General features: G+C 57.3%; 25 protein-coding genes. 21 read left to right on the forward strand and 4 right to left on the reverse strand.

Annotated elements, in window-relative coordinates; genetic code table 11:
* Nucleotides 1-201 precede the first annotated feature (201 nt).
* A complete protein-coding gene (gene ubiF, locus BJP61_RS15525) occupies nucleotides 202-1377 on the reverse strand; it encodes a 3-demethoxyubiquinol 3-hydroxylase (RefSeq protein WP_171998657.1) in 1176 nt (391 codons plus the stop codon).
* 145 nt (nucleotides 1378-1522) lie between these two features.
* Between ubiF and miaB the strand changes: the two genes are divergently transcribed.
* On the forward strand, nucleotides 1523-2947 hold the full coding sequence (gene miaB / locus BJP61_RS15530) for a tRNA (N6-isopentenyl adenosine(37)-C2)-methylthiotransferase MiaB (RefSeq protein ID WP_038864132.1): 1425 nt from the start codon (nucleotides 1523-1525) through the stop codon (nucleotides 2945-2947).
* Here miaB and BJP61_RS15535 read toward each other — a convergent pair.
* Nucleotides 2944-3108, reverse strand: a complete 165-nt coding sequence (locus BJP61_RS15535) for a hypothetical protein (protein WP_171998658.1) — start codon at nucleotides 3106-3108, stop codon at nucleotides 2944-2946. The genes miaB and BJP61_RS15535 overlap by 4 nt on opposite strands.
* 42 nt (nucleotides 3109-3150) lie before the next feature.
* Between BJP61_RS15535 and BJP61_RS15540 the strand changes: the two genes are divergently transcribed.
* From BJP61_RS15540 to BJP61_RS15575, 8 genes are all read left to right on the forward strand, one after another.
* Nucleotides 3151-4212 (forward strand): PhoH family protein, encoded by a 1062-nt coding sequence (locus tag BJP61_RS15540; RefSeq protein ID WP_038864133.1) that lies wholly within the window; start codon nucleotides 3151-3153, stop codon nucleotides 4210-4212.
* Nucleotides 4209-4676 (forward strand): rRNA maturation RNase YbeY, encoded by a 468-nt coding sequence (gene ybeY, locus BJP61_RS15545; RefSeq protein ID WP_038864134.1) that lies wholly within the window; start codon nucleotides 4209-4211, stop codon nucleotides 4674-4676. Before BJP61_RS15540 ends, ybeY begins: the two co-directional genes overlap by 4 nt.
* Before the next feature lie 102 nt (nucleotides 4677-4778).
* Nucleotides 4779-5654 (forward strand): CNNM family magnesium/cobalt transport protein CorC, encoded by an 876-nt coding sequence (corC, locus tag BJP61_RS15550; protein WP_007710647.1) that lies wholly within the window; start codon nucleotides 4779-4781, stop codon nucleotides 5652-5654.
* Between the two features lie 4 nt (nucleotides 5655-5658).
* Nucleotides 5659-7200, forward strand: coding sequence for an apolipoprotein N-acyltransferase (gene lnt, locus BJP61_RS15555; protein WP_171998659.1), 1542 nt, complete (start codon nucleotides 5659-5661; stop codon nucleotides 7198-7200).
* A 350-nt stretch (nucleotides 7201-7550) separates the two neighbouring features.
* Nucleotides 7551-8456, forward strand: coding sequence for an amino acid ABC transporter substrate-binding protein (locus tag BJP61_RS15560; RefSeq protein ID WP_038864138.1), 906 nt, complete (start codon nucleotides 7551-7553; stop codon nucleotides 8454-8456).
* Nucleotides 8457-8618: 162 nt separating this feature from the next.
* Nucleotides 8619-9359, forward strand: a complete 741-nt coding sequence (locus BJP61_RS15565; RefSeq protein ID WP_075192214.1) for an amino acid ABC transporter permease — start codon at nucleotides 8619-8621, stop codon at nucleotides 9357-9359.
* Nucleotides 9359-10033, forward strand: coding sequence for a glutamate/aspartate ABC transporter permease GltK (gene gltK, locus BJP61_RS15570; protein WP_038864141.1), 675 nt, complete (start codon nucleotides 9359-9361; stop codon nucleotides 10031-10033). The genes BJP61_RS15565 and gltK overlap by 1 nt, the downstream gene beginning before the upstream one ends.
* Nucleotides 10033-10758, forward strand: coding sequence for an amino acid ABC transporter ATP-binding protein (locus BJP61_RS15575; RefSeq protein WP_007699518.1), 726 nt, complete (start codon nucleotides 10033-10035; stop codon nucleotides 10756-10758). Before gltK ends, BJP61_RS15575 begins: the two co-directional genes overlap by 1 nt.
* A 44-nt stretch (nucleotides 10759-10802) precedes the next feature.
* On the opposite strand, the gene BJP61_RS15580 is transcribed toward BJP61_RS15575, so the two are convergent.
* Both BJP61_RS15580 and BJP61_RS15585 read right to left on the reverse strand, forming a co-directional pair.
* Entirely contained in the window at nucleotides 10803-12290 is a 1488-nt protein-coding gene (locus BJP61_RS15580; protein ID WP_171998660.1) for a hypothetical protein, read from the reverse strand.
* Nucleotides 12291-12508: 218 nt separating this feature from the next.
* On the reverse strand, nucleotides 12509-12991 hold the full coding sequence (locus BJP61_RS15585; RefSeq protein ID WP_075192212.1) for a zinc ribbon-containing protein: 483 nt from the start codon (nucleotides 12989-12991) through the stop codon (nucleotides 12509-12511).
* Nucleotides 12992-13219: 228 nt separating this feature from the next.
* On the opposite strand from BJP61_RS15585, the gene leuS reads away from it, so the two are divergent.
* From leuS to lipB, 12 genes are all read left to right on the forward strand, one after another.
* On the forward strand, nucleotides 13220-15802 hold the full coding sequence (gene leuS / locus BJP61_RS15590; RefSeq protein WP_144420905.1) for a leucine--tRNA ligase: 2583 nt from the start codon (nucleotides 13220-13222) through the stop codon (nucleotides 15800-15802).
* A gap of 14 nt (nucleotides 15803-15816) precedes the next feature.
* Nucleotides 15817-16416, forward strand: coding sequence for an LPS assembly lipoprotein LptE (lptE, locus tag BJP61_RS15595; protein WP_038864147.1), 600 nt, complete (start codon nucleotides 15817-15819; stop codon nucleotides 16414-16416).
* Nucleotides 16416-17447 carry a DNA polymerase III subunit delta gene (gene holA / locus BJP61_RS15600; protein ID WP_171998661.1) on the forward strand — a complete coding sequence of 344 codons (1032 nt, stop codon included), beginning with the start codon at nucleotides 16416-16418 and terminating at the stop codon, nucleotides 17445-17447. The genes lptE and holA overlap by 1 nt, the downstream gene beginning before the upstream one ends.
* Complete coding sequence (nadD, locus tag BJP61_RS15605) at nucleotides 17440-18111, forward strand: nicotinate-nucleotide adenylyltransferase (protein ID WP_161581106.1); 672 nt, start codon at nucleotides 17440-17442, stop codon at nucleotides 18109-18111. Before holA ends, nadD begins: the two co-directional genes overlap by 8 nt.
* A 240-nt stretch (nucleotides 18112-18351) precedes the next feature.
* Nucleotides 18352-18669, forward strand: coding sequence for a ribosome silencing factor (gene rsfS, locus BJP61_RS15610; RefSeq protein WP_038864153.1), 318 nt, complete (start codon nucleotides 18352-18354; stop codon nucleotides 18667-18669).
* A gap of 3 nt (nucleotides 18670-18672) precedes the next feature.
* Entirely contained in the window at nucleotides 18673-19140 is a 468-nt protein-coding gene (rlmH, locus tag BJP61_RS15615; RefSeq protein ID WP_038864155.1) for a 23S rRNA (pseudouridine(1915)-N(3))-methyltransferase RlmH, read from the forward strand.
* A 26-nt stretch (nucleotides 19141-19166) separates the two neighbouring features.
* Nucleotides 19167-21068, forward strand: coding sequence for a peptidoglycan DD-transpeptidase MrdA (gene mrdA / locus BJP61_RS15620; protein WP_038864156.1), 1902 nt, complete (start codon nucleotides 19167-19169; stop codon nucleotides 21066-21068).
* A 1-nt stretch (nucleotide 21069) separates the two neighbouring features.
* A complete protein-coding gene (gene mrdB, locus BJP61_RS15625; RefSeq protein WP_038864158.1) occupies nucleotides 21070-22182 on the forward strand; it encodes a peptidoglycan glycosyltransferase MrdB in 1113 nt (370 codons plus the stop codon).
* A 10-nt stretch (nucleotides 22183-22192) separates the two neighbouring features.
* On the forward strand, nucleotides 22193-23377 hold the full coding sequence (rlpA, locus tag BJP61_RS15630; RefSeq protein WP_171998662.1) for an endolytic peptidoglycan transglycosylase RlpA: 1185 nt from the start codon (nucleotides 22193-22195) through the stop codon (nucleotides 23375-23377).
* A 142-nt stretch (nucleotides 23378-23519) separates the two neighbouring features.
* Nucleotides 23520-24734 (forward strand): D-alanyl-D-alanine carboxypeptidase DacA, encoded by a 1215-nt coding sequence (dacA, locus tag BJP61_RS15635; RefSeq protein ID WP_038864161.1) that lies wholly within the window; start codon nucleotides 23520-23522, stop codon nucleotides 24732-24734.
* Between the two features lie 105 nt (nucleotides 24735-24839).
* Complete coding sequence (gene ybeD / locus BJP61_RS15640) at nucleotides 24840-25103, forward strand: DUF493 family protein YbeD (protein ID WP_007710678.1); 264 nt, start codon at nucleotides 24840-24842, stop codon at nucleotides 25101-25103.
* 78 nt (nucleotides 25104-25181) lie between these two features.
* Nucleotides 25182-25823 (forward strand): lipoyl(octanoyl) transferase LipB, encoded by a 642-nt coding sequence (gene lipB / locus BJP61_RS15645; protein ID WP_038864163.1) that lies wholly within the window; start codon nucleotides 25182-25184, stop codon nucleotides 25821-25823.
* Nucleotides 25824-26086: the final 263 nt, after the last annotated feature.

Raw genomic sequence — 26086 nt, forward strand, 5'->3', positions numbered from 1 at the left:
TTTTCTTTTCTGCGCCCGACATGTACGGCTCTCTTCAGCGCGCTTCACAAACCCTGTCGCTCTCTGGCTGAATCGCTCAATAAAAAAAGCCCGCACATGCAGGCCTTTTTACTCCCCTCGTTCACCGCCGTCAGGCGATGACGGCGCTAACGCCTCCGTCATCTCTTTTACGACAGCAATAAGTATGTTGTAACTATGAAATTATAAACCCAGCGCATATCGTAGCGCCTGGCGCTTCAGCACGCCCGACCGCTGGGCAGCGATAAGCCCCAGATTACGCAGTACGCGCAGCGGCTTGAGCTTCGCGGTAAAGCCTGCGTGGAAGAGATCCATACCGCTTTGCATCATCAGGTTATCTGGCATCCGGCGGCGCTGATAGCGCTTCAGTACATCGACAGAAGCCCAGTCTTGCGCCGCATTGCGGGCGTCAATCACCACCTTCAGCAGCGCATCGACATCCCGGTAGCCGAGATTCACGCCCTGCCCCGCCAGCGGGTGAATGGTATGCGCGGCGTCGCCCACCAGCGCGACGCCCGGCAGCACGTAGCGCAGCGCATGGCGGCGTACCAGCGGAAACGCGCCGCAGGCGACCGGCGTCACGCCGCCGAGCCGCGACGGAAACGTCGCTGCGATTTCGCGCCCGAGCTGCGCCATATTCATCGCCTGCAACTGACGAATGCGCGCCGGACGGTCATACCAGACCAGCGAAGCCCAGTTATCGAACAGCGGCAGAAACGCATGCGGCCCGTCAGGCGTAAAGTGCTGCCAGGTGCTGTCGCCGGGCGGCAGCTGGCACTGCACGCTGATGAGCAAACACGACTGCTGATATTGCCAGGCGTTAACGCCTATCCCGGCCCATTTGCGCACCTGCGAGCTCGCGCCATCGGCACCAATCACCAGCCGTGGCTGGAGCGTTTCGCCATTATCTAACGCCAGCTGATAACCGTTTTGCGTCGGCGTCATCTGCGTGAGCGTCGCGGGACATAGCAGCCTCACGGCCGGATGCGCCTCCAGCGCCTCCCACAACGCGCGTTGCAGCACGTTGTTTTCTACCATGTAACCGAGCTCAGGCAGTTGCAGCTCGTCAGCGCTGAACTCCACCCGCGCCTCGTTCCACTCCCAGGTTTCGAGGCGACGATAAGGATGCGCGCGCATCGCCAGCACCCGCTGCCACACGCCCAGCCCCCGCAGAAGATCCACTGAGGCGCAGCTAATGGAAGAAATTCGCACGTCAGGCGGGCTTTGTGGCGAAAACGCGGGCGGCGCGGCATGCTCCACCACCGCTACCTGAAAACCATTTTTCGCCAGCCCCAGCGCGGCAGCGGCGCCCACCATGCCACCGCCGACGACGGCGACTTCAATTGGTTGATTTATCATGGTCATTTTATCCTTAAGCAGTCTTCCTTCAGTTTACCGGATTTTTCGCCGCCTGACGTCTTTGCCTCGCCACTGGTCACGAACACATCAAAGCATTACAATACGCGGCCAAAATGAGTGGCTTTAACTGAGCAATGGCAAGTCAATGACAAAAAAACTCCATATCAAAACCTGGGGCTGTCAGATGAATGAGTACGATTCATCGAAGATGGCCGATCTGCTGGAAACCACGCACGGCTTTACGCTGACCGACGTGGCGGAAGAAGCAGATATTCTGCTGCTGAATACCTGCTCGATCCGTGAGAAGGCGCAGGAGAAGGTTTTCCATCAGTTAGGTCGCTGGAAAACGTTAAAGGAAAAAAATCCGGAAGTGATTATCGGCGTGGGCGGCTGCGTGGCCTCTCAGGAAGGCGATCATATTCGCGATCGCGCCCGCTACGTCGACATCATTTTCGGGCCACAGACCCTGCACCGCCTGCCGGAAATGATCAACCAGGTGAAAGGCACCCGCAGTCCGGTTGTTGACATTAGCTTCCCGGAAATCGAAAAATTTGATCGTCTGCCTGAGCCACGCGCGGAAGGCCCAACGGCGTTCGTTTCCATCATGGAAGGCTGTAACAAATATTGCACCTACTGCGTGGTTCCGTACACCCGCGGCGAAGAAGTCAGCCGCCCGAGCGATGATATCGTGCTGGAAATCGCACAGCTTGCCGCCCAGGGCGTACGTGAAGTCAACCTGCTGGGGCAGAACGTCAACGCCTGGCGCGGTGAAAACTATGACGGCACTACCGGCACCTTCGCCGATCTGCTGCGCCTGGTAGCCGCTATCGACGGTATCGATCGTATTCGCTTCACCACCAGCCACCCGATCGAATTCACCGACGATATTATCGAGGTGTATCGCGATACGCCGGAACTGGTCAGTTTCCTGCACCTGCCGGTGCAAAGCGGCTCCGACCGTGTGCTGAACATGATGGGGCGCACCCACACCGCGCTGGAATACAAAGCGATTATCCGCAAACTGCGCGCCGCACGTCCGGATATCCAGATTAGCTCAGACTTTATCGTCGGCTTCCCGGGCGAAACCCAGCAGGATTTCGAACAGACCATGAAGCTGATTGCCGAGGTCAATTTCGACATGAGCTACAGCTTTATTTTCTCGGCACGCCCGGGTACCCCTGCCGCCGACATGGTGGACGATGTGCCGGAAGAAGAGAAAAAGCAGCGTCTGTATATTCTGCAGGAGCGCATCAACCAGCAGGCAATGGCCTGGAGCCGTCGAATGCTCGGCACCACCCAGCGCATCCTGGTGGAAGGCACGTCGCGTAAAAGCATCATGGAGCTGTCCGGACGCACCGAAAACAACCGCGTGGTCAATTTCGAAGGCTCGCCGGACATGGTTGGCAAATTCGTCGATGTAGAAATCACCGAAGTGTTCCCGAACTCTCTGCGCGGCAAGGTTATCCGCACCGAGGAAGAGATGGGCCTGCGCGTGGTCGAATCTCCGGCAGCGATCATCGCCCGCACGCGTAAAGAGAACGAACTCGGCGTCGGTATTTTCCAGCCTTAACCCGCCGTCTCACGTATGCCGCCCCGCTGCGGCATACGCTTATTTTTCACGCATCCGCTCTTGTATTCTGAAGGCGTCACCCAAATATCCGGGTTGTCGCTTGCGCCTTTTTCCCTCGCCGTGAATAATTTCTCTAAGGCCCTGAGAAAATCAGCAGGCATTTTATTCACCTTAACTGGCCCTGTGTGACCAAGAGGACAAGTTTGAATATAGAAACTCGTGAATTTACGCTGGAACCGGCAGACAACGCTCGTCTGCTTAGCCTCTGTGGACCCTTTGATGACAACATCAAACAGCTGGAACGACGCCTCGGCATAGAAATCGCCCGTCGCGACAACCACTTTAAACTGACCGGCCGCACGATTTGCGTCAGCGCCGCGGCAGATATTCTGCGCCATCTGTATGTCGATACCGCGCCGATGCGTGGCGAAATCAAAGAAATTGAGCCGGAACAGATCCATCTGGCTATCAAAGAATTTCGCGTACTCGAACAGAGCGCTGAAAGCGTGCCGGAGTACGGCAAAGCGGTCAACATCAAGACCAAGCGCGGCGTGATTAAACCCCGTACGCCGAACCAGGCGCAGTACATCGCCAACATTCTTGACCACGACATCACTTTTGGCATCGGCCCTGCCGGTACCGGTAAGACATATCTCGCGGTTGCCGCAGCCGTGGACGCGCTGGAGCGCCAGGAGATCCGGCGCATTCTGCTGACCCGTCCGGCGGTCGAAGCGGGCGAAAAGCTCGGCTTCCTGCCAGGCGATCTCAGCCAGAAGGTTGACCCGTACCTGCGCCCGCTCTATGACGCGCTGTTTGAGATGTTAGGTTTTGAGCGCGTAGAAAAGCTAATGGAGCGCAACGTGATTGAGGTCGCGCCGCTGGCTTACATGCGCGGCCGTACGCTGAATGACGCATTCATCATCCTTGATGAGAGCCAGAACACCACCATCGAGCAGATGAAGATGTTCCTGACGCGTATCGGCTTTAACTCCAAAGCGGTGATCACCGGCGACGTCACGCAAATCGACTTGCCGAGAAACCTGAAGTCCGGTCTGCGTCACGCCATCGAAGTGCTGTCAGAAGTGGAAGAGATTAGCTTTAACTTCTTCCATAGCGAAGACGTGGTGCGCCACCCGGTGGTCGCACGTATCGTCACCGCCTATGAAGCCTGGGAAGAGGCCGATCAGAAACGCAAGGCCGAACAGGCGGCGGAACGTAAACGCGAAGCCCAGGCGCTGGCCGCTGGCACGCAGGAGAGTAAATGAGTCAGGTGATCCTTGATTTGCAGGTTGCCTGCGAAGAGACCTCCGGTTTGCCGGATGAAGCCCAGTTTCAGACATGGCTGAATGCCGTCATCCCACAATTTCAGGAAGAATCAGAGGTGACGATACGTCTGGTGGATGAAGCAGAAAGTCACGATTTAAACCTGACCTACCGCGGCAAAGATAAATCCACCAACGTGCTGTCGTTTCCGTTTGAAGCGCCGCCCGGCATTGAGATGCCGCTGCTTGGCGATCTTATCATCTGTCGCCAGGTGGTAGAGCGCGAGGCGCAGGAGCAGGAAAAGCCGCTGGAAGCCCACTGGGCGCACATGGTCGTGCACGGCAGTCTGCATCTGCTGGGCTATGACCATATCGAGGATGACGAAGCCGAAGAGATGGAAGGCATCGAAACCGAGATAATGCTTGCCCTGGGCTTTGACGATCCGTACATTGCCGAGAAAGCGTAATCTGTGCGGCAGTCCGCTGCCGCCAGTGATTTCTATTGCTGCGGCGTGTATTTCCCGCCGCGGGCGACACATCCACCAACATGAGAACCCTGAATTAACGCCATGAGCGACGACAACTCACACAGTAGCGACTCACTTAACAAAAAGGGATTTTTCTCCCTCCTCTTAAGCCAGCTTTTCCACGGTGAACCGAAAAACCGTGATGAACTGCTTGAGCTTATCCGTGATTCCGAGCAGAACGAGCTTATCGATCAGGATACGCGCGACATGCTCGAAGGGGTAATGGATATTGCCGACCAGCGCGTGCGCGACATCATGATCCCCCGTTCTCAGATGGTCACCCTCAAACGCAACCAGAGCCTCGATGAATGTCTCGACGTCATTATCGAATCGGCGCACTCGCGTTTTCCGGTGATCAGCGAAGACAAAGATCACATTGAAGGGATTTTGATGGCCAAGGATCTGCTGCCGTTTATGCGCAGCGACGCCGACGCTTTCAGCATGGATAAAGTGTTGCGCCCGGCGGTTGTCGTGCCGGAAAGCAAACGGGTCGACCGGATGCTGAAAGAGTTCCGCTCCCAGCGCTATCACATGGCTATCGTGATTGACGAATTTGGCGGCGTGTCAGGTCTTGTGACCATCGAAGATATTCTTGAGCTTATCGTCGGCGAAATCGAAGACGAATATGACGACGAAGAAGATATCGATTTCCGTCAGCTCAGCCGTCATACCTGGACCGTACGCGCGCTGGCGTCCATCGAAGATTTCAATGATACCTTCGGCACCCAGTTCAGCGATGAAGAAGTGGACACCATCGGCGGTCTTGTCATGCAGGCGTTTGGCCATCTGCCTGCGCGCGGAGAGACCATCGATATCGATGGTTACCAGTTTAAAGTTGCCATGGCGGACAGCCGTCGTATTATCCAGGTCCACGTCAGAATGCCGGAAAACTCGCCGCAGCCTAAACTGGAAGACTAATGGAATGGCTCTTGCCTCAATGATTGAACGCCAGCGCGTGCGTCTGCTGCTGGCGCTGCTTTTCGGTGCCAGCGGAACGCTGGCCTTTTCCCCTTACGATATCTGGCCCGCCGCCCTTATTTCGCTGATGGGCCTCCAGGGGCTCACTCTTAACCGTCGCCCGATGCAAAGCGCATCGATTGGTTTTGCCTGGGGGATTGGCCTGTTTGGCAGCGGTGTGAACTGGGTCTATGTCAGCATCGCCCAGTTTGGCGGTATGCCGGGCCCGGTCAATGTGGCGCTGGTCGTGCTGCTTGCCGCCTATCTGTCACTTTACACCGGTCTTTTCGCCGGCGTGCTGGCGCGCCTGTGGCCGAAAACCTGCTGGCTGCGTGTGGCTATCGCCGCGCCGGTCGTCTGGCATCTCACCGAGTTTCTGCGCGGCTGGGTGCTGACCGGGTTCCCGTGGCTGCAGTTCGGCTACAGCCAGATAGACGGCCCGCTGAAAGGCCTGGCGCCGGTAATGGGCGTCGAGGCGATCAACTTCTTATTGATGGCCGTCAGCGGTCTTCTGACGCTGGCGCTGGCGCGTCGCGCCTGGAAGCCCGCCGTTTGCGCGTTGGTGCTGTTCGCGCTCCCCTTCCCGCTGCGCTATATCCAGTGGTATCAGCCGCACGCCGAGCGCGCAATCAACGTGTCGCTGGTGCAGGGCAATATTCCGCAGTCTATGAAATGGGATGAAGGCGAGCTGATGAATACGCTGCGTATCTATCTCAACGCCACGCGCCAGCAACTCGGCAAAGCCGGGCTGATTATCTGGCCGGAATCCGCTATTCCCGATTTAGAGAGCAACCAGCAGCAATTCCTGCACGATCTTGACACGGTGTTGCGCGCGAATGACGCGACGCTGATAACCGGCGTGGTGGATGCGCGTCTTAACGAGAAAAACCGTTACGACACCTATAACACCATTATTACGCTCGGCGCCGATACGCCCTACAGCTACAATTCCGCCAACCGCTACCACAAAAATCATCTGGTGCCGTTCGGCGAGTTTGTGCCGCTGGAATCCATCCTGCGGCCACTGGCGCCATTCTTCGACCTGCCGATGTCGTCATTCAGCCGTGGGCCCTATCTGCAACCGCAGTTGCAGGCCCACGGTATGAAGCTGACGGCGGCTATCTGTTATGAAATCATTCTCGGCGAACAGGTGCGTGATAACTTCCGTCCGGACACCGATTTCCTGCTGACGATTTCAAACGATGCCTGGTTCGGTCACTCCATCGGCCCGTGGCAGCATTTCCAGATGGCGCGCATGCGCGCGCTGGAGCTGGCGCGTCCGCTGCTGCGTAGCACTAACAATGGCGTCACAGCGGTGATTGACGCAAACGGCGACGTCCAGTCCATCATTCCGCAATTCACCCGCGAGGTGTTAAACGCCTCCGTCACGCCCACCAGCGGGCTTACGCCGTATGCCCGTTTCGGCAATGCGATTATCTGGATTATCGTCGCACTTGGCGGCTTCGCGGCGGTGCTGATAAGCCTCGGCAGACGCAGACGCGCGTAAACCACGCTAAAAAAGGTCAGCTATGCTGGCCTTTTTCTTTCCTGGCATATCCTTTGCTTTAGTTAATCCAATGATTTAGCTGAAACGCCTTAACAGGCGATGCAGAGGCGGCCTTTGCACCAGTAAAAAACTTTTGCGGCACCACTTTAGTGCAACGCCGCATTTTTGCCTCTAATTGGTGCGGCGCGCTTCGCAAAAATAAACAAATTCACAGCAAATTATTTACATCCAGCCAGGCTAAATGGTACCAACACGGTACTAACGCTGCTGGCGGGACGGCAGGATATAACAACACACATTCACAATTGGGTATCAATGGCGTCTCTGGCGCCGCGATAAAGGAGTTGGATATGCAGTTACGTAAACTGACCGCAGCAATGCTGGTAATGGGGCTGAGCGCAGGTCTGGCCCATGCGGAAGAAGCGAGCAGCGGTCAAAGTACGCTGGATAAAATCAAAGCGAACGGCGTTATTGTCGTCGGCCATCGCGAATCCTCAGTTCCTTTCTCCTATTACGACAATCAGCAAAAAGTGGTCGGCTACTCGCAGGCTTACTCCAACGCTATCGTTGAAGCCGTTAAAAAACAGCTCAACAAGCCGGATCTGCAGGTCAAGATGATCCCGATTACGTCACAAAACCGTATCCCGCTGCTGCAAAACGGCACCTTTGATTTTGAATGCGGCTCGACCACCAATAACCTGGAGCGCCAGAAGCAAGCCGCGTTCTCTGACACGATTTTCGTCGTGGGCACACGCCTGCTGGTGAAAAAGGGCGGCCCGATTAAAGATTTCCCGGATCTGAAAGGCAAAGCGGTCGTTGTGACCTCCGGCACCACCTCTGAAGTGCTGCTGCATAAACTCAATGATGAGAAGAAAATGGATATGCGCATCATCAGCGCTAAAGATCACGGCGACTCTTTCCGCACGCTGGAAAGCGGCCGCGCGGTGGCCTTTATGATGGATGACGCTCTGCTCGCCGGCGAACGCGCTAAAGCGAAGAAACCGGACAACTGGGAAATTGTCGGCACGCCGCAATCCAAAGAAGCCTACGGCTGCATGTTGCGTAAAGGCGACGAGACGTTCAAAAAACTCGTAGACGACACCATCGCCCAAGCGCAGACCTCCGGCGAAGCGGCGAAATGGTTTGATAAGTGGTTTAAAAACCCGATTCCGCCGAAAAACCTTAACCTGAACTTCGAGCTTTCCGACGACATGAAAGCCCTGTTCAAAGAGCCTAACGATAAAGCGCTTAACTAATTACAACCATTAAGGGGCGGGTCACCCTGCCCTCACGATTGACGACATGAAGCCCGGACAGACTATACGTCGGATGGCCGTTCCCCATCCGGCGCGAATACAAGAGGCTTCTCATCAATCTTAGGGGGTAGCGCTGCTACCCCCTTTTTTTCGGAGTCCGTTATGTCTATAGACTGGAACTGGGGCATCTTTTTACAGGATGCGCCGTTCGGCAACACCACCTACTTAGGCTGGCTATGGAGTGGCTTCCAGGTAACGGTCGCGCTGTCGATCACCGCCTGGATAATCGCATTCCTCGTCGGCTCCCTGTTCGGTATTCTGCGCACCGTGCCAAACCGCTTTCTCTCCGCCATCGGCACCTGCTACGTCGAGCTTTTCCGCAACGTTCCACTGATCGTCCAGTTTTTTACCTGGTATCTCGTGGTGCCGGAGCTGCTGCCGGAAGATCTCGGCATGTGGTTTAAAGCAGAGCTTGATCCCAACGTACAGTTTTTCCTCTCGTCGATGATCTGCCTGGGGCTGTTTACCGCCGCGCGCGTGTGCGAGCAGGTGCGCGCCGCTATCCAGTCGCTGCCGCGCGGTCAGAAGAACGCCGGGCTGGCGATGGGCCTGACGCTGCCGCAAACCTATCGCTATGTGTTGCTGCCTAACGCCTATCGCGTCATTGTGCCGCCGATGACATCCGAGATGATGAACCTGGTGAAGAACTCAGCTATCGCCTCCACTATCGGTCTGGTGGATATGGCGGCGCAGGCGGGCAAGCTGCTCGACTACTCCGCCCACGCCTGGGAATCGTTTACGGCTATTACGCTCGCCTATGTATTTATCAATACGGTCATCATGCTGGTCATGAATCTGGTGGAACGTAAGGTTCGCCTGCCGGGCAATATGGGGAGCAAATAATGTACGAGTTCGACTGGGGATCGATTGTTCCCTCTATGCCCTATCTGCTGGCAGGGCTGGTCATCACCTTAAAAATCACCGTCACGGCCGTCATTATCGGCATCGTCTGGGGCACGCTGCTGGCGGTCATGCGCCTCTCCACGTTTAAGCCGTTCGCCTGGTTCGCCACGGCGTACGTCAACGTGTTTCGCTCTATTCCGCTGGTGATGGTGCTACTGTGGTTTTACCTGATTGTGCCGGGCATTTTGCAGGATGTTCTGGGCATCTCGCCAAAAACCGATATCCGCCTCATCTCGGCGATGGTGGCGTTTTCAATGTTTGAAGCCGCGTACTATTCGGAAATTATTCGCGCCGGTATTCAGAGCATCTCGCGCGGCCAGTCGAGCGCCGCGCTGGCGCTCGGGATGACACACTGGCAATCCATGAAGTTGATTATCCTGCCGCAGGCGTTTCGCGCCATGGTGCCGCTTCTGCTCACTCAGGGCATCGTGCTGTTTCAGGATACCTCGCTGGTTTACGTGCTGAGTCTCGCGGATTTCTTCCGCACCGCCTCGACGATTGGCGAGCGCGACGGCACGCAGGTAGAGATGATCCTGTTTGCAGGCGCCGTTTACTTTGTCATTAGTTTAAGTGCATCGCTGTTGGTCAGCTGGCTGAAGAAAAGGACTGTATAATGATTACCCTGAAAAACGTTTCGAAATGGTATGGTCACTTTCAGGTGCTTACCGACTGCTCCACGGCCGTAAAAAAAGGCGAAGTCGTGGTGGTGTGCGGCCCTTCCGGCTCCGGCAAATCGACGCTGATTAAAACCGTTAACGGCCTCGAACCTGTTCAGCAGGGCGAAATTGTCGTCAACGGCACCCGCGTCAACGATAAAAAAACCAACCTGGCGCAGCTGCGCTCGCATGTCGGCATGGTATTCCAGCACTTCGAGCTGTTTCCACATCTCTCAATCATCGAAAACCTGACGCTGGCGCAGGTAAAAGTGCTCAAGCGCGATAAAGCCGCTGCCCGCGAAAAAGGGCTGAAATTGCTGGAGCGCGTCGGGCTTTCCGCTCATGCCAATAAGTTCCCGTCACAGCTTTCCGGCGGCCAGCAGCAACGTGTGGCGATCGCCCGCGCGCTCTGTATGGACCCGGTGGCGATGCTGTTTGACGAACCCACCTCCGCGCTCGACCCTGAAATGATCAACGAGGTGCTGGACGTGATGGTTGAACTGGCGCAGGAAGGGATGACGATGATGGTCGTGACCCATGAAATGGGGTTCGCGCGTAAGGTTGCGCACCGCGTTATCTTTATGGACGAAGGCAAAATTGTGGAAGATTCGCCGAAAGAAGAGTTTTTCGCCAACCCCAAATCGGAACGCGCGAAAGACTTCCTCGCTAAAATCCTGCATTGATGACGCCCCTGCCGGCATACCCGCACGGTATGCCGGCGCGTCTGTTACGGTTTCTGCGGCGCAAACAGGTTAGCGCGCTTGCTCGCCGGCAGAGAATGAATACCTGCGGCGTCGATTGTTCTTAGCACCGTCAGATAAAGCATCCGCTCCGCCTGCGTATACTCGCTGTTATCCACGTAGAACTCATACACCAGGCCATCTTTTTCCAGCAAGAAGCTGTAGGCGCCGTCAAACTGCGCGTTTTGCGGGTACAGGTAAGTTTCATTAAGCCACCTGCCGCCCGGATAGTCCTTCTGCGTTTTCGCCGCCACGTCACGCAGGGTGCCACGGTGAATGACCATCTTCGCATAATCCTCATGGCCGCCGCCGCTGAGCTGAGCGGGAACGCGGTGCACGTTACGCGTCGCTTTCTCGCCACGCTCAGCCTCCGCCAGCAGCGTATTTATGGTATCGAGGATGAGCAGGCGGGATCGGGCGCAGTCAAACAGGTCGCTGGCGGTGATCCCCATTCGCTCTTCAAGCGCCGCCGCTGGCAGCGCCAGATCATCCATCTTAATTACGTTTTGCATGCGGTATTCCGGATCCATCGTGCGTAACACCGAATAGGTTGTCAGGATATCCGCAAAAGACTCGCTGTTAGCGATGCCGATGACATAGCGTTTTGCCGCCGCGTTATAGTGGTAATAAAACGCCTCCGGCAAGCCCTGCGCATTATAATAAATCGCGCCGCGCGACGAGGCGTAAATCACGCTCTCCTGCAACGCCAGCCAGCGGTCGAATTCAATATCGCCTTGCGCGCCCGGTGCGATAATAAGTTCACCGTGCAGGGTTTGCGCCGGGTTAGTAAACGAATAGATTTCATCATGTTCGTTTTGCCAGTCGATGCTGAGCTTGCCAATACGACGGCTGTAAATACCAGACTCCCAGCGTTGCAGGCTTTGAATCATCGCGTCGGGCAGCGTCAGTTCGGCATCGTTATTCAGGCTGACAAGAAACCCTGCGGGTGGATGGCGTAGCGCCTCTTCCGCCTGCGCCTTCTGGCGCTGCGTCTGAGCAAGACGGCGCTGTTCGGTCTGCTGAAACTGTGCTTTCAGGCGCGCCAGCCGTGCCGGCTCGGCGCTTGCAGGCGTCAACTCCATCGTGACCGTACAGCGGTATAACCCGCACATACCCGTGTTATCCGATACGACGCGCACGATATTGCTCGTCGCATCGCGCGTGAGTGTGTGCCAGATACCGTTAATCTGCACCCGACGATCCGCGATTTTCTCCGTATGCGGCCGCGTATCCTGATACCACGTCAACGTGTCCTTATTCAGGTGAAAATAGAATTTCCCTTTAAGCCCGCGTATTTCTTCTGTAATAGCAGCCTGAAACTCAGGATGTCCTTCTGCTCCAGTGCCGTTCTGGGATTTATTGTCATAATCAACGCTAATCGTTTTGATGAGATAGTCGCTATTTTCCCAGGTGTCCTGTTTGTTGCAGGCGGTCAGCGCCAGCAGCGCGGCTGCGAGCCAGTATGCGTGTTTCACTGTTCCCTCAAGAGTTTTCCATTAAAAATCAGGGGTGAGTATAACGACGAGACGCGTCAACACAATCGACGGCGGGCAGGACAACAGCGTTTACGGCAGAATGCCGTAAGCGATACGCAACGTGCTGGAAATCGCGCTTAGGGGCAATAAAAATCGTAACACAGCAGCCAGCGCTCGCGGGGCGTCAGCGATACGCGCCCCGCGGGCAGGCGTGTGGATTATGGCTCAAACGGCCGACGCTGGAACTGGTTATGGCCGCATTTCGGGCAGACCGGCAGCACTTCGGGTGTGTAAAACGCCAGATGATGATGGCAGTTTTCGCACACCAGATTGCCAAGCCCCACCACCTCGCCGCTGTGATACACGCCGTGATGGTTGAGATCCTGGAAGACTTCGCGCCACTCCAGTTGGGTTTTATCAGTGATATCCGCCAGCTCCTGCCAGACGCTTTCTTTTATTACCCGTAGAAAAACGCTGTCTGTGAGCTCATCCTGGCTTTCGCCATAGCTGCGGGCGAATTCTTCGAGATCGCGCCGCACCGCGCGGGTCACTTCCTCTTCCTCCGTGCGGGTAAGCTCGCCGCTGCGGGCTATATGCCGCCTGGCGCTCTCCACCAGCGCGTCGATATCGCGCTCGCCGTTGCGTAAGCGTTCGGTGAGCGAGGCCACCAGTTCACGGTAGTACTGCGCAACCTTGTTCATCGCCTTTCTCCTCCTGGATGGGTAACCTCTTCTTATTGTAGACGTTAATCCCGCAGCGCTTTGTTTGTCAGCGCACAGCGCCCGTTAAAAGCGCGCTTTTCCTTATTCGCGCCGCCTCCGCTGAAAGGCTGTTGTGCGGCGGTCGAATCGGCTATGCTATGCGGATCTGAAATAACACACGTTAAAGCTACATTTGTAGCTGTATTGAAAACAGGACTACTGGCTGCCATGCAAGAGCAATATCGCCCGGAAGAGATAGAATCCAAAGTACAGCTTCACTGGGAAGAGAAGCGCACATTTGAAGTGACCGAAGACGAGAGCAAAGAGAAGTATTACTGCCTGTCGATGCTTCCCTATCCTTCTGGCCGACTACACATGGGCCACGTTCGTAACTACACCATTGGCGATGTGATCGCACGCTACCAGCGTATGCTCGGTAAAAACGTGTTGCAGCCCATCGGCTGGGACGCCTTTGGTCTGCCGGCCGAAGGCGCAGCGGTAAAAAACAACACCGCGCCGGCGCCGTGGACGTACGACAACATTAATTACATGAAGAACCAGCTCAAAATGCTGGGCTTCGGCTATGACTGGAGCCGCGAGCTGGCGACCTGCACACCGGAATATTACCGCTGGGAGCAGAAATTCTTCACCGAGCTCTATAAAAAAGGCCTGGTGTATAAGAAAACCTCCGCGGTGAACTGGTGCCCGAACGACCAGACCGTGCTTGCCAACGAACAGGTTATCGACGGCTGCTGCTGGCGCTGCGACACCAAAGTCGAACGCAAAGAGATCCCGCAGTGGTTTATTAAAATCACCGCTTACGCTGACGAACTGTTAAACGATCTGGACAAGCTCGATCACTGGCCGGACACCGTTAAAACGATGCAGCGCAACTGGATTGGCCGTTCCGAAGGCGTGGAGATCACCTTCGACGTCCAGAACAGCGACGAGAAACTGACGGTTTACACCACCCGTCCGGACACCTTCATGGGCGTCACCTATCTGGCCGTCGCGGCGGGTCACCCGCTGGCGCAGGCCGCTGCCGCCGCTAACCCGGCGCTTGGCGATTTCATCGCAGAATGCCGCAACACCAAAGTGGCCGAAGCCGATATGGCGACGATGGAGAAGAAAGGCATCGACACCGGCCTGAAAGCGATTCATCCGCTGACCGGCGAAGCCATCCCGGTATGGGCAGCGAACTTCGTGCTGATGGAATACGGCACCGGCGCCGTAATGGCGGTTCCGGGCCACGACCAGCGCGACTATGAATTCGCAACCAAATACCGTCTGCCGATCAAGCCGGTTATCCTGACCGCAGAAGGCACCGCGCCGGATCTGAGCGAGCAGGCGCTGACGGAAAAAGGCGTCCTGTTCAACTCCGGCGAATTCGACGGACTGGACTTCGAGGCGGGCTTTAACGCGATTGCCGATAAACTCGCCGCCAAAGGCGTGGGCGAGCGCAAAGTTAACTACCGTCTGCGCGACTGGGGCGTTTCCCGCCAGCGCTACTGGGGCGCGCCGATCCCGATGGTGACGCTGGAAGACGGCACCGTGATGCCGACGCCGGAAGATCAGCTGCCGGTTATCCTGCCGGAAGATGTGGTTATGGATGGTATCACCAGCCCGATCAAAGCCGATCCGGAGTGGGCGAAAACCACCGTTAACGGCCAGCCGGCGCTGCGCGAAACCGACACCTTCGACACCTTTATGGAGTCGTCCTGGTACTACGCGCGCTATACCTGCCCGCAGTACAAAGAAGGCATGCTGGATGAGAAAGCGGCCAACTACTGGCTGCCAGTCGATATCTATATCGGCGGTATCGAACACGCCATCATGCACCTGCTCTACTTCCGCTTCTTCCACAAACTGATGCGCGACGCGGGCATGGTCGATTCCGACGAGCCGGCAAAACAGCTGCTGTGTCAGGGTATGGTGCTGGCGGACGCGTTCTACTATGTCGGCGCGAATGGCGAGCGTAACTGGGTCTCCCCGAAAGACGCCATCGTTGAGCGCGACGAAAAAGGCCGTATTGTTAAAGCGAGCGACGCTGCAGGTCACGAACTGGTGTATACCGGCATGAGCAAGATGTCGAAGTCCAAAAACAACGGCATCGACCCGCAGGAGATGGTAGAGCGTTACGGCGCCGACACCGTGCGTCTGTTCATGATGTTCGCCTCCCCGGCGGATATGACGCTCGAATGGCAGGAATCCGGCGTGGAAGGCGCGAACCGCTTCCTGAAACGCGTCTGGCGTCTGGTGTACGAGCACACCCAACTCGGTGACGCGCCAGCGCTGAACGTGGATGCGCTGAATGACGATCAGAAAGCGCTGCGTCGCGACGTTCATAAAACTATCGCGAAAGTGTCCGATGATATCGGCCGCCGTCAGACCTTCAACACCGCTATCGCCGCCATCATGGAACTGATGAACAAACTGGCGAAAGCGCCGCAGGATGGCGAACAGGATCGCGCGTTGATGCGCGAAGCGCTGCTGGCGGTAGTACGTATGCTTAACCCGTTCACCCCGCATGCCAGCTTTACGCTGTGGCAGGAGCTGAAAGGCGAAGGCGATATCGACAATGCGCCGTGGCCGCAGGCTGATGAGAGCGCGATGGTGGAAGACACCACGCTTGTCGTCGTCCAGGTCAACGGGAAAGTGCGCGGTAAAATCACCGTGGCGGCCGACGCGACAGAAGAGCAGGTGCGCGAGCGCGCCGCTCAGGAACATCTGGTGGCGAAATACCTCGCCGGCGTGACCGTACGTAAAGTGATTTACGTACCGGGTAAACTGCTTAACCTGGTTGTAGGCTAAGCGCAGGAGGAAGCGTGCGACATCTGATTACTCTGTTAGTAGGCCTGGCGGTGATGCTCACCGCCGGTTGCGGCTGGCATCTGCGCAATACCACGCAGGTGCCAGAGCAAATGCATACGTTAATCCTTAACTCCGGCGATCCGAACGGTCCGCTGACGCGCGCGGTGCGTAACCAGCTGCGTCTGAACGGTGTGGAAATTGTCGAGGCGAGTTCAATTCGCCAGGACGTGCCGTCGCTGCGTATCGGCGCGGCGTCTATCTCTCAGGATACCGCATCGGTCTTCCAGAACGGCCGCACCGCGGAGTACCAGATGGTGATGACGGTAAACGCCAGCGTGTTGATCCCGGGTCACGACATCTACCCGATCAGTGCCCGCGTCTATCGCTCATTCTTTGACAACCCGCTGACGGCGCTCGCGAAGTCGGCTGAACGCACCATCATCGTTCAGGAGATGTATGACAAAGCCGCCGAACAGCTGATCCGCAAACTGGTGGCGGTTCACGCGCGCGATGTCTCGGAAACCCGCGACGCGCCGCAGGCTGCCACGCCGCCTGCCACCGCTGACGCCGCGCCGGCCAGCAACCGCGTCTCCACGACCCTCCCCGTTCAGTAATGCTGCGGCTTTACCCTGAACAACTCCGCGCGCAGCTCAACGAAGGGCTGCGCGCGGCCTATTTAGTGCTCGGCAACGATCCGCTGCTCCTCCAGGAAAGCCAGGACGCTATCCATCATCAGGCGCAGACACAGGGGTTTGACGAGCATCATCGCTATATCATTGATGTCAGCACCGACTGGCAGGCTATTTTCTCACTCTGTCAGGCGATGAGCCTGTTCGCGAGTCGCCAGACATTACTGCTGGCGCTGCCGGAAAACGGCCCCAACGCCGCCATCAATGAACAACTCGCCACGCTGGTCAGCCTGCTTCATGACGATCTGCTGCTGATCGTACGCGGCAACAAGCTGACCAAAGCCCAGGAAAACGCCGCGTGGTACACCGCGCTCGCCGACCGTGCGGTGCAGGTGAGCTGTCAGACGCCGGAGCAGGCGCAGCTGCCGCGCTGGGTGGCTAACCGGGCGAAACAGATGAACCTGCAACTTGATGACGCGGCAAACCAGCTGCTCTGCTATTGCTATGAAGGCAACCTGCTGGCGCTGGCGCAGGCGCTGGAGCGGCTTTCTTTAATCTGGCCGGACGGCAAGCTGACCCTGCCGCGCGTTGAGCAGGCAGTCAACGACGCCGCGCACTTCACGCCGTTCCACTGGGTCGACGCGCTGCTGGCGGGCAAAAGCAAACGCGCGCTGCATATCCTGCAACAGCTACGGCTGGAAGGCGCCGAACCGGTTATTCTGCTGCGCACGCTGCAGCGCGAGTTACTCACGCTGGTGACGCTGAAACGTCAGTCGGCGACCACGCCGCTGCGCACGCTGTTCGACCAGCATCGCGTCTGGCAGAACCGCCGCCCGCTTCTTGGCGAAGCGCTGTCCCGCCTGACCGACGACCGGCTGTGGCAGGCCGTGCGCCTGCTGACACAGTGTGAAATTACGCTGAAGCAGGATTACGGCCAGAACGTCTGGCCGGAGCTGGAAAGTCTCTCTCTGGTGTTGTGCCATAAAGCGCTGGCGGATGTCTTTATTGATGGCTGATCTCGCCTCTTCTCTTCAGGCCTGGTATGGCGGCACGTTTGACCCCATCCATTACGGCCATCTGCGCGCCGTGGAGGCGCTGGCGAAAGAAGCGAAACTCACGCAGGTGACGATGCTGCCGAACAATGTGCCGCCGCATCGCCCGCAACCGGGCGCCAGCAGCGTCCAGCGCAAAGAGATGGTTGAACTGGCGATTGCCGGTAATCCGCTGTTCCGCCTCGATTCTCGCGAACTGCAACGCTCAACGCCGTCATGGACCAGCGAAACGATGGCGCAGTTGCGCCAGGAGGCCGGACCGGACGCGCCGCTGGGATTTATCATCGGCCAGGATTCCTTACTGACGCTGCGCACCTGGCACCGTTACGAGGCCCTGCTGGCGTGCTGTCACCTGCTGGTCTGCCGCCGTCCGGGTTATCCGGTCGAGATGAAAACCGAAGAAGATCAACGCTGGCTGTCAGCGCATCTCGCCCATCATGCTGATGAGCTTCACCAGCAGCCCGCCGGAAAAATCTATCTTGCCGATACCCCGCTCTACCCGATTTCCGCGACCGACATTCGCACTCGCCTGGCGCGCCGGCAGCCGTGTGACGATTTGCTGCCTCCGGCGGTACTGGATTACATTCACCGCCACGCGCTGTATCTCCCGTCGCCTGCCGCGCGCTGAGCCGATTGTGGCTCAGGCATTGACACAACGGGCGATACTGTTATCCTCCGCTGCCAGATATTTCCCGCCGCAAACCGCCTTTCTGAAATTGTTTTACAAAAATGGCGATGCAAACTCTTGCCTGCGGTGGGATGATAGCCCACTTCTGAGCGCAGCCTGCCCTGTCGGGCGCTGTGTTCGTATCGGTCATTCGATGGCGCATCCGGCGTCATCCGAGGTTCACATTCCCAGGGGGAAAACTTGCAGGGTAAAGCACTCCAGGATTTTGTCATTGATAAAATTGACGATCTTAAAGGCCAGGATATTATCGCCATTGATGTTAAGGGCAAATCCAGCATCACCGACTGTATGATCATCTGCACCGGCACCTCCAGCCGTCACGTGATGTCTATCGCCGATCATGTTGTCCAGGAATCCCGCGCGGCGGGCATGATGCCGCTCGGTGTGGAAGGCGAAAATGCCGCCGACTGGATTGTGGTCGATCTCGGCGATGTGATTGTTCACGTCATGCAGGAAGAAAGTCGTCGCCTGTATGAGCTGGAAAAGCTCTGGGGTTAAGGCGTGAAGCTTCAGCTGATAGCCGTTGGCACAAAAATGCCCGACTGGGTGCAGACGGGGTTCAGCGAGTATCTGCGCCGCTTCCCGAAAGATATGCCGTTCGAACTCGTTGAGATCCCGGCGGGAAAACGCGGCAAAAACGCCGACATCAAACGTATTCTGGATAAAGAAGGCGAAATGATGCTGGCGGCGGCCGGGAAGAACCGCATCGTCACGCTGGATATTCCGGGCCGTCCGTGGGACACGCCGCAACTGGCTCGCGAGCTTGAGCGCTGGAAACAAGACGGTCGCGACGTGAGCCTGCTGATAGGCGGGCCGGAAGGGCTGTCCGATGCGTGTAAAGCGGCGGCGGAACAGAGCTGGTCGCTTTCCACGCTGACCCTGCCCCATCCGCTGGTGCGGGTGATTGTCGCGGAGAGCCTCTACCGCGCCTGGAGCATCACCACCAATCACCCGTATCATCGTGAATAATCACCATCAGGTAAGTTAAGCAGCGGATGAAACTCAAGGATTCCTTTCGTGACTATACGGCTGAGTCCGCGCTCTTTGTGCGTCGGGCGCTGGTCGCCTTTGCCGGCATCCTGGTGCTGACCGGGATCCTGGTCTTCAACCTCTACCATTTACAGATCCTGCGTTTTAACGACTACCAGACCCGCTCCAACGAGAACCGCATCAAACTGGTGCCCATCCCGCCAAGCCGCGGGATTATCTACGATCGCAACGGCACCCCGCTGGCCCTGAACCGCACTATCTACCAGATAGAAATGATGCCTGAAAAGGTCGACAGCGTGCAGGACACGCTGGAAGGGCTGCGCGCAGTGGTCGATCTCACTGACGACGACATCGCGAACTTCAAAAAAGAGCGCGCACGCTCGCACCGTTTTACCTCCATTCCCGTGAAAACCAACCTGACAGAAGTCCAGGTGGCGCGTTTCGCGGTGAACCAGTACCGCTTCCCCGGCGTGGAAGTGAAAGGCTATAAGCGCCGCTATTACCCTTACGGTGCGGCGCTGACCCACGTTATCGGCTATGTGTCGAAGATTAACGATAAAGACGTTGAGCGCCTCGATAAAGACGGCAAGCTCGCCAACTACGCCGCCACGCACGATATCGGCAAGCTCGGCATTGAGCGCTACTACGAAGATGTTTTGCATGGCCAGACCGGTTATGAAGAGGTAGAAGTCAACAACCGCGGGCGCGTGATCCGCCAGCTTAAAGAAGTGCCGCCGCAGGCGGGCCATGACATCTATTTGACGCTCGACCTCAAGCTGCAAACCTATATTGAAACGCTGTTGCAGGGCAGCCGCGCCGCGGTGGTCGTTACTGACCCGCGCACCGGCGGCATCCTCGCGATGGTGTCGATGCCGAGCTACAACCCGAACCTGTTCGTGGATGGCATCTCCAGCAAAGATTATTCCGGGCTGCTGAACGACCCGAACACGCCGCTGATTAACCGCGCCACCCAGGGCGTCTATCCGCCCGCGTCGACCGTGAAGCCATACGTGGCGGTGTCTGCCTTAAGCGCGGGCGTGATTAACCGCAACACCTCGCTGTTCGACCCGGGCTGGTGGCAACTGCCGGGCTCTGAGAAGCGCTACCGCGACTGGAAAAAGTGGGGCCACGGGCGGCTTAATGTCACGAAATCGCTGGAAGAGTCGGCGGATACTTTCTTCTATCAGGTCGCTTACGACATGGGCATCGACCGGCTCTCCGAGTGGATGCGTAAATTCGGCTACGGCAGCATGACCGGTATCGATCTCTCTGAAGAGCGCTCCGGCAACATGCCGACCCGCGAATGGAAAATGAAACGCTTTAAAAAGCCGTGGTATCAGGGTGACACCATTCCGGTGGGCATCGGCCAGGGTTACTGGACCGCCACGCCGGTACAGATGAACAAAGCCATGATGATCCTGATTAACGACGGCGTGGTAAAAGTGCCGCATCTGCTGATGACGACCGTCGTTAACGGCCAGAAAGTGCCGTGGAAACAGCCGGAACAGCCGCCGGTAGGCGACATCCACTCCGGTTTCTGGGAAATCGCCAAAGACGGTATGTACGGCGTTGCCAACCGCGCCAACGGCACAGGACATAAATATTTCGCCAGCGCGCCATATAAAATCGCCGCGAAATCCGGTACCGCGCAGGTCTTCGGGCTGAAAGCCAACGAGACCTACAACGCGCACCGTATCGCCGAGCGTCTGCGCGACCACAAGCTGATGACCGCGTTCGCGCCTTATGACAACCCGCAGGTCGCGGTGGCGATGATCCTGGAAAACGGCGGCGCGGGCCCGGCGGTGGGCACCATCATGCGTCAGATCCTCGATCACATTATGCTCGGGGATAACAACACCGAACTGCCGACGGAAAACCCCGCCACGGCGGCGGCGGAGGATCGATAAGATGACCGACAATCCGAATAAAAAGTCGCTGTGGGATAAAATCCACCTCGACCCGACCTTTATGCTGATTATTCTGGCGCTCTGCTTTTACAGCGCGATGGTTATCTGGAGCGCCAGCGGCCAGGATATCGGCATGATGGAGCGCAAGATAGGCCAGATAATGATGGGCCTGGTGATTATGATTGTGCTGGCGCAGATCCCGCCGCGCGTCTATGAAGGCTGGGCGCCCTATCTTTATATCGTCTGTATCATTTTGCTGGTGGCGGTGGACGCCTTCGGGGCTATCTCTAAAGGCGCGCAGCGCTGGCTCGATCTCGGCGTGGTGCGCTTCCAGCCTTCGGAGATCGCCAAAATCGCGGTGCCGCTGATGGTGGCGCGTTTTATCAACCGCGACGTCTGCCCGCCTTCGCTTAAAAACACCGGTATCGCGCTGGTGCTCATTTTCATGCCGACGCTGCTGGTGGCCGCACAGCCTGACCTCGGCACCTCGATTCTGATTGCCGCCTCCGGGCTGTTCGTGCTGTTCCTCTCCGGCCTGAGCTGGCGTCTGATTGGTATCGCGGTGTTGCTGATAGCGGCGTTTATCCCGATCCTGTGGTTCTTCCTGATGCATGACTATCAGCGTCAGCGCGTGATGATGCTGCTTGATCCGGAGAGCGACCCGCTTGGCGCGGGCTATCATATTATTCAGTCGAAAATCGCTATCGGCTCCGGCGGTCTGCGCGGTAAAGGCTGGCTGCACGGCACACAGTCACAGCTGGAATTCCTGCCGGAGCGCCATACCGACTTTATCTTCGCGGTACTCGCCGAAGAGCTGGGGCTTGTCGGCGTACTGGTGCTGCTGGCGCTCTATGTGCTGCTGATTATGCGCGGGCTGTGGATCGCCGCGCGCGCGCAGACGACCTTCGGGCGCGTAATGGCAGGCGGGCTGATGCTGATTCTGTTTGTTTATGTGTTTGTGAATATTGGGATGGTGAGTGGTATCTTACCGGTGGTGGGCGTTCCGCTGCCGCTGGTCAGCTACGGGGGTTCCGCCCTGATTGTACTCATGGCAGGGTTTGGTATCGTCATGTCGATCCATACCCACAGGAAAATGTTGTCGAAGAGCGTATAAGAGGTGCGCAATGCGTAAGCAGTGGATTGGCGTCTGCATCGCCGCGGGGTTATTAACCGCTTGCGGCGTAAATAACGAAGGGCAACAACAGGCGAGCGTGGCGCCACAGCAGCCGGTCTGCAACGGTCCGATCGTTGAGATAAGCGGCGCGGAGCCTCGCTACGAGCAACTGAACCCTTCCGTGAACAGCGATTACGAGCGCGACGGTAAGCGCTACAGCATCGTTCAGGATCTCTCGCGCTTCAGCCAGGCGGGGCTCGCGGCGATTTATGACGCCGAGCCGGATAGCAATCTGACGGCGTCAGGAGAACCGTTCGACCCGATGCAGCTCACCGCCGCGCACCCTACCCTGCCGGTGCCGAGTTATGCGCGTATCACCAACCTCGCCAACGGCCGCATGATTGTGGTGCGCATTAACGACCGCGGCCCTTACGGCAACGACCGCGTGATTTCGCTCTCACGCGCGGCGGCGGACAGACTGAACACCTCGAATAACACCAAAGTGCGTATCGATCCGATTATCGTCGCGCCGGACGGCTCGCTTTCAGGCCCCGGCATGGCCTGTACAACCGTCGCGAAGCAGACTTACGCGCTCCCGGCGCGCCCTGATTTAAGCGGCGGCCTCGGCAGTGTGTCATCCGCGCCGCAGCCGGTGGCGCCGCAGGGCGATATCCGTCCGGTCAGCAATGACACGCTGCAAAGTGACGATACCACCGGCGCGCCGGTGAAAAGCGGCGGCTTTTTAGGCGCGCCGACAACGCTTGCCTCAGGCGTACTGGAGAGCGCAACGCCAGAAACCGCGCCTGCCGCAGCGGCCCCTCAACCGGCTGTCGGAGATACTACCGCGCAGCCGGCCTCTGAACCGGCGCAGCTCGCAGCCCCCGCGACCCGTAACGCGCCGGTGACTGCACCGGGCTCTGTCCAGGGTAGCGTCGCACCGGCCGCCAGCGCACCGGCGAGTGCCGCTGCGGGCAACTATGTGGTGCAGGTCGGCGCCGTGAGCGACGCCGCGCGTGCCGGGCAGTGGCAGCAGAAGCTGAGCCAGCAGTTCTCCGTACCGGGACGCGTCAGCCAGAACGGCGCGGTTTATCGCGTTCAGTTAGGGCCGTTCGCCAGCAAATCGCAGGCCGCCTCGCTCCAGCAGCGTTTGCAGAGCGAAGCGCAGGTACAGTCTTTCATTACTGTCGCCCAATAAACGCAGGCCGGGCTGGCCTGCCGCTTTGTCAGTTACGGTAAAGACCGTTAACAAATCCTGCGCAAAGTCGGATGCCAGCCCATAAGGCATTTGCTATAGTAAGGCACTTTTTTCACTCATCACGGATGTCGTTGTTCAGACCATGAAGACCACTTTCTCCGTTCGTTTTATGCAGCGTCTCGCCGTTAGCGCGACGCTTTCTGTCGCAGCCCTCTCCACCGCCGCCCATGCCGACGACCTTAATATCAAAACGATGATCCCAGGGGTGCCGCAGATCGACGCGGAAGCCTACATCCTCATCGACTACAACTCAGGGAAAGTGCTGGCGGAACAGAACGCTGACGCGCGCCGCGATCCGGCGAGCCTGACGAAAATGATGACCAGTTACGTCATCGGCCAGGCGATGAAAGCAGGCAAATTTAAAGAGTCCGATCTGGTGACTATCGGCAACGACGCCTGGGCGACCGGCAACCCGGTCTTCAAAGGCTCATCCCTGATGTTTCTGAAGCCTGGCATGCAGGTACCGGTATCTCAGCTCATCCGCGGCATTAACTTACAGTCCGGCAATGACGCCTGCGTGGCGATGGCCGATTACGTTGCGGGCAGCCAGGATGCGTTTGTGGGCCTGATGAACAGCTACGTCACCGCGCTGGGTCTGAAAAACACTCATTTCCAGACCGTCCACGGCCTTGATGCCGACGGCCAGTACAGCTCCGCACGCGATATGGCACTGATTGGCCAGGCGCTGATCCGCGACGTGCCGAATGAATACTCTATTTACAAAGAGAAAGAGTTCACCTTTAACGGTATCCGCCAGACCAACCGTAACGGCCTGCTGTGGGATAACAGCCTGAACGTGGACGGTATCAAAACCGGTCACACCGACAAAGCGGGCTATAACCTGGTGGCCTCGGCGACCGAAGGCCAGATGCGCCTGATTTCCGCCGTGATGGGCGGGCGCACCTTTAAAGGCCGCGAAGCCGAGAGCAAAAAACTGCTGACCTGGGGCTTCCGCTTCTTCGAAACCGTGAACCCGCTGAAAGCCGGCAAAGAGTTCGCCTCTGAGCCCGCCTGGTTTGGCGACAGCGATCGCGCATCGCTTGGCGTTGATAAAGACATTTATCTGACCATTCCGCGCGGACGCATGAAGGATCTCAAAGCGAGTTATGTGCTGAACACTTCCGAGTTGCACGCGCCGCTTGCTAAAAATCAGGTCGTGGGCACGATTAACTTCCAGCTGGACGGAAAAACCATCGAACAGCGCCCGCTGGTCGTGCTGGAAGAGATTCAGGAAGGTAACTTCTTTGGTCGCATCATTGATTACATCAAGCTGATGTTCCACCACTGGTTTGGTTAATTGCTGACCACTTGAAAGCCTGACTTTCATCCCCATATACTAAGCATCAATCCTACTCCCGCCCCGGCGGGAGTTATTATTTTTTGACGTAACGCTGGAGCTGACATGAAAACCAAACTTAACGAGCTGCTTGAGTTCCCGACCCCCTTTACTTACAAAGTGATGGGCCTGGCGAAGCCTGAGTTGGTCGATCTGGTCGTCGAGGTCGTGCAGCGCCATGCGCCTGGCGACTACACGCCGCAGGTGAAACCGAGCAGCAAAGGCAACTACCATTCCGTTTCGATTACCATCAACGCGACGCATATCGAGCAGGTGGAAACGCTCTATGAAGAGCTCGGCAATATCGAAATCGTGCGTATGGTACTGTGATCCCCGTTACCCGGCCGCGCCCGGGTAACTTCTCTTCGTGATATACTCCCCGCACCTTCTCTCTTCGGAGACGCAGTTTTGCTTCAGGAAAAAATCCTCATTCGCCAGCTTGGGCTTCAGCCTTATGAACCCGTTTCGCAGGCGATGCATCAGTTTACCGATGAACGCGATGAAAACACGCCGGATGAGCTCTGGCTGGTAGAACACTCGCCGGTGTTCACTCAGGGGCAAGCCGGTAAGGCAGAGCATGTGTTAATGCCCGGCGACATTCCGGTTATTCAGAGCGATCGTGGCGGCCAGGTAACGTATCACGGGCCCGGTCAGCAGGTGATGTATGTGTTGCTGGATCTCCGACGCCGCAAGCTTGGCGTGCGTGAACTGGTGACGCTGCTGGAACAGACGGTAGTGAATACGCTCGCTGAATTTGCCATTAACGCCTATCCGCGCCCGGACGCGCCGGGCGTCTATGTGGACGGCAAAAAAATTTGCTCGCTGGGACTGCGAATTCGTAAAGGCTGTTCATTTCACGGGCTCGCACTGAATATAAATATGGATCTGCGTCCGTTTTTACGAATTAACCCTTGCGGCTACGCGGGAATGGAAATGACTCAGGTCAGCGCGCTATCTGCTGGCGCGCAACTGGAAGTTGTACAACCGCGACTGGTGCATCACTTTTTAGCGCTACTTAATAATCCCACGGCGGAATATATCAGCGCTTAAGACTTTACCTGTTCGCCGCCCTTCTTGTGGCGGCCTTTAATCGTTATGCAATTTGCCGCTTTACATTCCATAACGGATTATTTATTTTCTCTGCGCCTGAGTAGATTTTTCTTAATCTCATCAATACATTAACGGTACGAGAAGATAAGCGGGATTTATCTGAAAACGCCACCCGCCCCTTTGCCGACCATGTAAAGTCCTGTTCACTTTATGCGGGTAAGATCCCCGGAGCGTTTTATTATCGGCTAAGGGACCTGTTCACA

This window comes from Cronobacter sp. JZ38 (genome assembly GCF_008932145.1).
Taxonomy (GTDB): domain Bacteria; phylum Pseudomonadota; class Gammaproteobacteria; order Enterobacterales; family Enterobacteriaceae; genus Cronobacter; species Cronobacter muytjensii.

Excerpts from the sequence above, each read along its gene's own strand:
- ubiF (WP_171998657.1), bottom strand. The coding sequence starts at position 1,377 with ATGATAAATCAACCAATTGAAGTCGCCGTCGTCGGCGGTGGCATGGTG.
- miaB (WP_038864132.1), top strand. The coding sequence starts at position 1,523 with ATGACAAAAAAACTCCATATCAAAACCTGGGGCTGTCAGATGAATGAG.
- BJP61_RS15535 (WP_171998658.1), bottom strand. The coding sequence starts at position 3,108 with ATGCCTGCTGATTTTCTCAGGGCCTTAGAGAAATTATTCACGGCGAGG.
- ybeY (WP_038864134.1), top strand. The coding sequence starts at position 4,209 with ATGAGTCAGGTGATCCTTGATTTGCAGGTTGCCTGCGAAGAGACCTCC.
- corC (WP_007710647.1), top strand. The coding sequence starts at position 4,779 with ATGAGCGACGACAACTCACACAGTAGCGACTCACTTAACAAAAAGGGA.
- lnt (WP_171998659.1), top strand. The coding sequence starts at position 5,659 with ATGGCTCTTGCCTCAATGATTGAACGCCAGCGCGTGCGTCTGCTGCTG.
- BJP61_RS15560 (WP_038864138.1), top strand. The coding sequence starts at position 7,551 with ATGCAGTTACGTAAACTGACCGCAGCAATGCTGGTAATGGGGCTGAGC.
- BJP61_RS15565 (WP_075192214.1), top strand. The coding sequence starts at position 8,619 with ATGTCTATAGACTGGAACTGGGGCATCTTTTTACAGGATGCGCCGTTC.
- gltK (WP_038864141.1), top strand. The coding sequence starts at position 9,359 with ATGTACGAGTTCGACTGGGGATCGATTGTTCCCTCTATGCCCTATCTG.
- BJP61_RS15575 (WP_007699518.1), top strand. The coding sequence starts at position 10,033 with ATGATTACCCTGAAAAACGTTTCGAAATGGTATGGTCACTTTCAGGTG.
- BJP61_RS15585 (WP_075192212.1), bottom strand. The coding sequence starts at position 12,991 with ATGAACAAGGTTGCGCAGTACTACCGTGAACTGGTGGCCTCGCTCACC.
- leuS (WP_144420905.1), top strand. The coding sequence starts at position 13,220 with ATGCAAGAGCAATATCGCCCGGAAGAGATAGAATCCAAAGTACAGCTT.
- holA (WP_171998661.1), top strand. The coding sequence starts at position 16,416 with ATGCTGCGGCTTTACCCTGAACAACTCCGCGCGCAGCTCAACGAAGGG.
- nadD (WP_161581106.1), top strand. The coding sequence starts at position 17,440 with ATGGCTGATCTCGCCTCTTCTCTTCAGGCCTGGTATGGCGGCACGTTT.
- mrdA (WP_038864156.1), top strand. The coding sequence starts at position 19,167 with ATGAAACTCAAGGATTCCTTTCGTGACTATACGGCTGAGTCCGCGCTC.
- mrdB (WP_038864158.1), top strand. The coding sequence starts at position 21,070 with ATGACCGACAATCCGAATAAAAAGTCGCTGTGGGATAAAATCCACCTC.
- rlpA (WP_171998662.1), top strand. The coding sequence starts at position 22,193 with ATGCGTAAGCAGTGGATTGGCGTCTGCATCGCCGCGGGGTTATTAACC.
- dacA (WP_038864161.1), top strand. The coding sequence starts at position 23,520 with ATGAAGACCACTTTCTCCGTTCGTTTTATGCAGCGTCTCGCCGTTAGC.
- ybeD (WP_007710678.1), top strand. The coding sequence starts at position 24,840 with ATGAAAACCAAACTTAACGAGCTGCTTGAGTTCCCGACCCCCTTTACT.